The organism is Nocardioides sp. SRI_004 (genome assembly GCF_057586415.1).
In genome coordinates this window covers 208,733-216,163 of sequence record NZ_JBYCZV010000010.1, presented here as the reverse complement: position 1 = coordinate 216,163, position 7,431 = coordinate 208,733, and the positions used below count along the sequence as shown (strand labels likewise).

9 protein-coding genes are annotated in these 7,431 nt (G+C 73.8%); 7 read left to right on the top strand and 2 right to left on the bottom strand.

The features are described 5' to 3' along the window. Positions 1-913: serine/threonine-protein kinase (locus tag AC2YHB_RS15880; protein ID WP_487354270.1), on the bottom strand; the 913-nt coding region annotated here is incomplete at its 3' end. A gap of 84 nt (positions 914-997) precedes the next feature. Then, positions 998-1,591 carry a TetR/AcrR family transcriptional regulator gene (locus tag AC2YHB_RS15875; protein ID WP_218864619.1) on the bottom strand — a complete coding sequence of 198 codons (594 nt, stop codon included), beginning with the start codon at positions 1,589-1,591 and terminating at the stop codon, positions 998-1,000. Positions 1,592-1,696: 105 nt separating this feature from the next. On the opposite strand from AC2YHB_RS15875, the gene AC2YHB_RS15870 reads away from it, so the two are divergent. The 7 genes from AC2YHB_RS15870 to AC2YHB_RS15840 are packed head-to-tail and all read left to right on the top strand — an operon-like array spanning position 1,697 to position 7,430. Beyond that, positions 1,697-2,563, top strand: a complete 867-nt coding sequence (locus AC2YHB_RS15870; RefSeq protein WP_179648111.1) for an alpha/beta hydrolase — start codon at positions 1,697-1,699, stop codon at positions 2,561-2,563. Positions 2,564-2,595: 32 nt separating this feature from the next. Beyond that, positions 2,596-3,879: a phosphoribosylamine--glycine ligase gene (gene purD, locus AC2YHB_RS15865; RefSeq protein ID WP_487354269.1), complete on the top strand. Its 1,284-nt coding sequence runs from the start codon at positions 2,596-2,598 to the stop codon at positions 3,877-3,879. A gap of 5 nt (positions 3,880-3,884) precedes the next feature. Beyond that, entirely contained in the window at positions 3,885-4,382 is a 498-nt protein-coding gene (locus tag AC2YHB_RS15860; RefSeq protein ID WP_487354268.1) for an N-acetyltransferase family protein, read from the top strand. Positions 4,383-4,411: 29 nt separating this feature from the next. Continuing rightward, positions 4,412-5,032 carry an HIT family protein gene (locus tag AC2YHB_RS15855; protein WP_487354267.1) on the top strand — a complete coding sequence of 207 codons (621 nt, stop codon included), beginning with the start codon at positions 4,412-4,414 and terminating at the stop codon, positions 5,030-5,032. Next, positions 5,025-5,525 carry a GNAT family N-acetyltransferase gene (locus tag AC2YHB_RS15850; protein ID WP_179648107.1) on the top strand — a complete coding sequence of 167 codons (501 nt, stop codon included), beginning with the start codon at positions 5,025-5,027 and terminating at the stop codon, positions 5,523-5,525. Before AC2YHB_RS15855 ends, AC2YHB_RS15850 begins: the two co-directional genes overlap by 8 nt. 58 nt (positions 5,526-5,583) lie before the next feature. After that, positions 5,584-7,014: an adenylosuccinate lyase gene (purB, locus tag AC2YHB_RS15845; RefSeq protein ID WP_308645495.1), complete on the top strand. Its 1,431-nt coding sequence runs from the start codon at positions 5,584-5,586 to the stop codon at positions 7,012-7,014. Further along, complete coding sequence (locus tag AC2YHB_RS15840; RefSeq protein WP_179652033.1) at positions 7,011-7,430, top strand: SRPBCC family protein; 420 nt, start codon at positions 7,011-7,013, stop codon at positions 7,428-7,430. The genes purB and AC2YHB_RS15840 overlap by 4 nt, the downstream gene beginning before the upstream one ends. Position 7,431: the final 1 nt, after the last annotated feature.

Genomic DNA, 7,431 nt, shown 5'->3' with positions numbered 1-7,431 from the left:
CGGCGGGCCCGGTCGGCCGTACGGCGGTGACCGCGCCCGGCGCGGAGACCGGCGCCTCGATGGTCTCGTCGGTGGCCAGCGCCGCGAGGCGCTCGAGATCGGCGCGGAGGACCGCCGCGTCGTCGTACCGCTCGGCGGGGTCCTTGGCGAGGGCCTTGGCGACCACGGCGTTGAGGCCGTCGACGAGCTGGCCGGAGCCGGGCAGCTGCGGGATCGGCGCCGTCTGGTGCGCGAGCGCGACCTGGACGTCGGTGCCCTGGTAGGGCTCGTGCCCCGTGAGGCAGGTCCAGAGCAGGCAGCCGAGGGCGTAGAGGTCGCTGGCCGGTGACGCGGGAAGGCCGGCGGTGCGCTCGGGGGAGAGGTAGGACCAGGTGCCGGCGACCATGCCGGTCGCGGTCGGCGCGGGGCCGTCGATGCCGTCGGAGCGCGCGATGCCGAAGTCGCAGAGGTAGGCGTGCACGTCGTCGGTCCCGGCGCCGCGGAGCAGCACGTTGCCGGGCTTCACGTCGCGGTGGATGACGCCGACCCGGTGGGCGTCGCCGAGCCCGCGCGCGAGCTGGGCGCACAGCAGCAGCGCCTGGCGGGCCGGCATCGGGCCCTGGTCCTTCAGCAGCGTGCCGAGGTCGGCGCCGTCGACGTACTGGGTGACGATGTACGGCGTCCCGTCGACCTCGTCGTGGTCGTGGATCGCGATCACGTACGGCGAGTCGAGGCGCGCCAGCGCGGCCGCCTCCGCCTGGAAGCGCGCCCGGAACTCCGGCGACTGCGCGAGCACCCCGGTGATCACCTTCAGGGCGACGGTGCGGCCCAGTCGGGGGTCGGTCGCCGCGAAGACGATGCCCATCCCGCCCTGGCCGAGCACCCGGTCGAGCCGGTACCGGCCGAACTCCTCGCCGACATTCGGCACGCGCATGGAAACCCCCGAGATTGGTGACTGTGGTGGAACGGTGTGGCGCAAGTCTGCCCGAACCCGGCGCCGCGCAACCCGGCAGCCGGGTCAGGCGTCGAGGCCTGCGACCTTCCGGGCCGTCGCGCGGAAGTCCGTCGCCACGTCCTGGCCGTCGAGGTAGCCGCCCACGAGCATCGCGTCGCGCAGCAGCACCAGGGACGCGGCGGTGGCGGCGGGATCGGGCGAGCCGGCTGCCGTCGCCAGCTCGGTCAGGGTGCCGCGGAACCACTCCCGGTGCGTGCGTACGACGGCCCGCACCGGCCCCTCGGCGTCGGGGTACTCGGCGCTGGCGTTGATGAACGGGCAGCCTCGCGTGTGCAGCCGGGTGGCATCCTGCGCGACCCCGTCGATGACGAGGGCGAGCAGCTCGGCCGGCGCGGCGTCGCGGGCCGCGGCCTCCTCGGCCGCGGCGGCGAACAGCCCGCGGATCACCGCGTCCTCGTGCTCGAGGTAGGCGACGACGAGCGCCTCCTTGCCCGGGAAGTGGCGGTACATCGTGGCCCGGGTGACCCCGGCCTCGGCGAGCACCCGGTCGACCCCGACGCCGTGGATGCCCTCCTCGTAGAAGAGCCGGGTCGCCGTACGCAACAGGCGCTCGCGGGGCTCGGAGACCTTGGTGGTCGGGGGCGCAGCGTCGGGCACGGGACCGATCCTACGAATTCCCCTCTTGACGGAATGCATCGCGATCCTCCACAGTTGGACAAGAAAAAGAACGAACGTTCTTTCTACATCCTACAGGAGGAAGCCATGAACACCACCGCCAGCACCGTCACCCCCCGCGAGGCCGCCGAGGTCGCCGCCGCCAACGCCTCCGGCCGCCAGCCCGTCGTCTTCGTCCACGGCCTCTGGCTGCTGCACAGCAGCTGGGACGCCTGGAAGGCCTACGTCGAGGACCGCGGGTACGCCGCCGTCGCCGTCGACTGGCCCGGCGACGAGGCGGACGTCGCCGCCGCCCTCGCCAACGAGGGCTCGCTCGCCGGAACCTCGGTGCGCGACGTCGCCGACCACGTCCAGGAGGTCATCGAGGGCCTCGACCGGAAGCCGATCGTGATCGGGCACTCGTTCGGCGGACTGCTCGTCCAGATCATCGCCGGCCGGGGGATCGCCGCCGGCACCGTGACCATCGACCCGGCCCCGAGCCAGGGCGTCCTGCCGCTGCCCTTCTCCTCGCTCAAGGCGGCCTTCCCGGTCCTGGGCAACCCCCTGAACTACGGCCGCACGGTCACCCTGACCTTCGACGAGTTCCGCTACGGCTTCGCCAACGCCGTCTCCGAGGAGGAGGCTCGCGCCCTCTACGACGGCTTCCACACCCCGGCCCCCGGGCGGCCGCTCTTCCAGGCCGCGACCGCCAACTTCAACCCCGCGGCGAAGACCAAGGCGGCGAAGAAGAACGCCGACCGCGGCCCGCTCCTGGTGGTGACCGGCGAGAAGGACCACATCGTCCCCTTCGCGATGGCCAACGCGGCGTTCAAGAAGCAGCGCAAGAACCAGCACCACGTGACCGAGATCGTGGAGATCCCCGGCGTCGGCCACTCGCTGGTGATCGACAGCCACTGGCAGGAGGTCGCCGACGCCGCGCTGGACTTCCTGTCCCGCAACGGACTCGGCGCCTGACGCCCGGCCGCTCCCGAATAGGATCGACCCCCGTGAAGACCCTCGTGATCGGCACCGGTGGCCGCGAGCACGCGCTCGCCCTCGCTCTCTCCCGCGACCCCGCGGTGAGCGAGGTGCACGCGGCGCCGGGCAACCCGGGCATCGGTGCCTTCGCGACGCTGCACGAGGTCGACCCGATGGACGGCGACGCCGTGGCCGCGCTGGCGACCGAGGTCGGCGCCGACCTGGTGGTCGTGGGCCCCGAGGCGCCGCTCGTGGCCGGTGTCGCGGACGCCGTCCGGGCCGCCGGCATCGCGGTCTTCGGGCCGTCGGCCGCCGCTGCGCAGCTGGAGGGCTCCAAGGCCTTCTCCAAGGAGGTCATGGCCGCTGCGGGCGTGCCGACCGCCGGCTCGCGCACCTGCCGGACCCCCGAGGAGGTCGCCGCCGCGCTCGACGAGTTCGGGGCGCCGTACGTCGTGAAGGACGACGCCCTCGCCGCGGGCAAGGGCGTCGTGGTGACCCGCGACCGGGCCGAGGCGGAGGAGCACGCCGCGGCCTGCGGCACCGTGGTGATCGAGGAGTTCCTCGACGGACCGGAGGTCTCGCTGTTCGCGGTCTGCGACGGCACGACGGCGTACCCGCTGCAGCCCGCCCAGGACTTCAAGCGGATCTTCGACGGCGGTCGCGGTCCCAACACCGGGGGCATGGGCTCCTACTCGCCGCTGGCCTGGGCGCCCGCGGACCTCGCGTCCGTGGTCATGGAGCAGGTCGTCCAGCCGACCCTCGACGAGATGGGCCGCCGCGGAGCGCCCTTCGTCGGCTGCCTCTACGTCGGCCTCGCGCTGACGAAGAGCGGCCCACGGGTGATCGAGTTCAACTGCCGCTTCGGCGACCCGGACATCCAGCCGGTGCTGGCCGTCCTCGAGTCGCCCCTCGGGGAGCTGCTGTCCGCCGCCGCGCGGGGCCGCCTCGCCGACGTACCCGCTCCGACCTTCCGCGACGGCGCCTCGGTGACCGTCGTCCTCGCCTCTGCCGGCTACCCCGAGTCGTCCTCGAAGGGCGACGTCATCACCGGCGTCGGCGCGGCCAACGGTGTCTCCGACGTCGACGTGATCCACGCCGGCACCGCCCTCGCCGACGGTCCCGACGGCCCCCGGCTCGTCACGGCCGGTGGCCGCGTGCTCGCCGTGCGCGCGGTCGGGTACGACGTCGCCGACGCCCGCGCCCGGGCCTACGCCGCCGCCGACCTGATCAGCTTCGACGGCCTGCAGCGCCGCTCCGACATCGCCGCCGAGCCGCTCGGCGTCGTCGAGGGCGCCTCGCTCACCGAGGACTGACAGCCTTGGTCACGATCCGGGTCGCCACGGACGGTGACCTCGACGCCGTCGCGGCCATCTACGCCCGCGAGGTCCGCGAGGGCACCGCGACCTTCGACCTCGTCCCGCCGCCGCGCGGCAAGTGGGAGGGGCTGCTCGCCTCGTCGCACCCCGGCGACCACTTCCTGGTGGCGGCGGACGACGACGGCACTGTCCTCGGCTTCGCCTACTCCTCGGAGTTCCGCCCGAAGGGCGCCTACGACGGCACCCGCGAGGTCACCATCTACCTCGACCCCGCCGCCTCGGGCCGTGGCCTCGGCCGGACCCTGTACGACGAGCTGCTGGCCCGGATGGCGGCCGGCGGCGTCCGCACCGCGCTGGCCTGCATCTCCCTGCCCAACGACGCCAGCGAGGGCCTCCACCGCGCGTGCGGGTTCGAGCGCCAGGGCGTGCTCCGCGAGGTCGGCCGGAAGTTCGACCGGTGGATCGACGTCGTGTGGTGGCAGCGGATCCTGGCTGACTGACGCGCCGCGCGGACTGGCAGAGTGGCGCCATGGCTGAGTCCGCCGAACAGGTCCACGCCCGGGTGATGGCCGCCGCCGACGAGGACGGCCGCATGCCGCTGCCGTCCGTCGCGGAGTGGGACGTCTTCCCGTGGGAGGTCGTCGACGGCGCGCTGGCCGCCAAGCCGCTGGCCGCGCCGGCCCCGGAGAAGCCGCGCATGGGGGAGGACGGTGTCGACTGCACCATCTGCACGCCCGAGCCGGCCGGGCTGATCTGGACCAACGACCGGTGGCGGCTCAAGCACCTCGCCGAGCGCAGCGGGCTGCCGCTCGTCGTGATGCTCGAGCCGTGGGAGCACCTCGACTTCGACGACCTCGACGACGCGATGGCGGCCGAGTACGGCCGGCTCGCCGTCCGGATCGCCCGCATCGTCGAAGGTCTCCCCAACATCGGGCGCTGCCACGTGATGCGGGTCGGCGACGGTGCGGAGCACCTGCACGTCTGGTTCATGGCGCGCACCGCCGGCCTGCCCTCGGTGCTCGGCTCGTTCGCCGTCGACTGGGACGACATCCTCCCGGCCGGCCCCGAGGAGCCGTGGCGCGAGGACCTCGTCGCGCTCGCCACCGCCCTGGCGTCGTACGACGGAAGGGCGGTGGGCCTCGATGACTGAGCCCGCCGGCGCTCCGGTCGGCGTCACCACCGCGCGGCTGGCGCTGGTCCTGTGGGACGCCGCCACCGTCACGGCCCTGCGCGCGGGCGAGCGGCAGCCCGACTGGCACCCGGACTTCCCGCGCGAGGACGACCTCGGCGCCGCGTCGCTCTGGCGCGACGGCGACCCGTGGGGCCCGCGCTCGATCGTGTCGCTGAAGCAGCGGCTCGTCATCGGCTCGATCGGCTTCTTCGGGCCGCCGGAGCCGGCCGACGACGGGGTGCCCGAGGTGGAGGTCGGCTACGGCCTGGTGGCGCCCGCACGCGGCTACGGCCTGGCGACCGAGGCGCTCGGTGCCCTGCTGGAGCGGGCCGACGCCGCCGGCGTACGGGTGCGGGCCTCGATCGCCCCCGACAACGCCGCCAGTCTCCGGGTCGCGGCGAAGGCCGGGTTCACCGGCGTGCGCGGGGCCAACGAGGACGGCGAGATGGTGCTCGTCCGGCCGTTGCGCTGAGTCCGGGCCGCCGCCGCTCGTTCCTCGTGGCGCCGCGGGCATGGGAGAATGGCGCACCGTGACCGTCCCGAACGTCCTCGCCACCCGCTACGCCGCCGCCGACCTCGCCGAGATCTGGTCGCCCGAGCACAAGATCGTCCTCGAGCGGCAGCTCTGGATCGCCGTGCTGAAGGCGCAGAAGGACCTCGGCATCGAGGTCCCGGACGGCGTGATCGAGGCCTACGAGAAGGTCGCCGCGCAGGGCGAGGAGGGTGTCGACCTCGCCAGCATCGCCGCCCGCGAGCGGGTCACCCGCCACGACGTGAAGGCGCGGATCGAGGAGTTCGCGGCCCTCGCCGGCCACGAGCACATCCACAAGGGGATGACCTCGCGCGACCTCACCGAGAACGTCGAGCAGCTGCAGGTCAAGCAGTCGCTGGCGCTGCTGCGCGACCGCGCGATCGCGACGCTCGCCCGGCTCGGCCGCCTCGCCGGTGAGTACGAGACCCTCGTCATGGCCGGCCGGTCGCACAACGTGGCGGCCCAGGCGACCACCCTCGGCAAGCGCTTCGCCACCGTCGCCGACGAGCTGATGATCGCGATCGAGCGGGTCGACGACCTGCTCGGGCGCTACCCGCTGCGCGGCATCAAGGGCCCGATGGGCACCGCGCAGGACATGCTCGACCTGCTCGGTGGTGACGCCGCCAAGCTGGACGACCTCGAGCAGCGCGTGGCGCGCCACCTCGGCTTCGACCGGGTGCTCACCAGCGTGGGCCAGGTCTACCCGCGCTCCCTCGACTTCGACGTGCTGTCCGCGCTGGTCCAGCTGACCGCCGCCCCGTCCAACCTCGCCACCACGATCCGGCTGATGGCCGGCAACGAGATCGTCACCGAGGGCTTCAAGGAGGGTCAGGTCGGCTCCTCCGCGATGCCGCACAAGATGAACACCCGCTCCTGCGAGCGGGTCAACGGCCTCGCCGTCGTCACCCGCGGCTACCTCTCCATGGTCGGCGAGCTCGCCGGCGACCAGTGGAACGAGGGCGACGTCTCCTGCTCGGTCGTACGACGGGTGGCGCTGCCCGACGCGTTCTTCGCCGTCGACGGCCTGTTCCAGACCTTCCTCACCGTGCTCGACGAGTTCGGCGCCTTCCCCGCGGTCATCCAGCGCGAGCTCGAGCGCTACCTGCCCTATCTCGCGACCACGAAGGTGCTGATGGCGGCCGTCCGCAACGGCGTCGGCCGCGAGGTCGCCCACGAGGCGATCAAGGAGGCGGCCGTCGGCACCGCGCTGGCCGTGCGCCAGGGCCAGGCCGAGAACGACGTGTTCGACAAGCTCGCCGCCGACGAGCGCCTGGGGCTCACCGCCGAGCAGCTGCAGTCGCTGGTCGCCGAGCCGATCACCTTCACCGGCGCGGCCGTCGCCCAGACGCAGGCGGTGGTCCGCAAGGTCGCCGCGATCGTCGAGGCCAACCCCGCGGCGGCGGCGTACAACCCGGGCGCGATCCTCTGAGCCGGATCCAGGTCGCCTTCCCGGTCCCGGCGGACCGGGCGTTCGCCTACCTCGCCGACCCGCGCAACCGCCCTGCGTGGCAGTCGTCGCTGCGCGCGGTCGCGGACGTCGTACCCGTGGACGGCGACGCGACGGCCGCAGGCACGACCTGGACCGACGTCACCGTGGTGCCGGGCGTCCGGCCGCGGATGCGCACGACCCTCGCGGAGCCGGGCGTGCGGTGGGTGGAGGAGGGGCGGTGCGGCCCGTTCCGTGCCGAGCTGGCGCTCTTCTTCTCGCCGGCCGAGGACGGGTCCGCGGTCGTCGCCGAGTTCAGCGTGCGGGGCATCGGCGTCGGGCGACTGGTCACCCTCGCCAGCAGGGCCGCGGTCGCCGCGGACCTGCGCCGGGCGGCGCAGTTGGCCGGCGGGGCCTGAG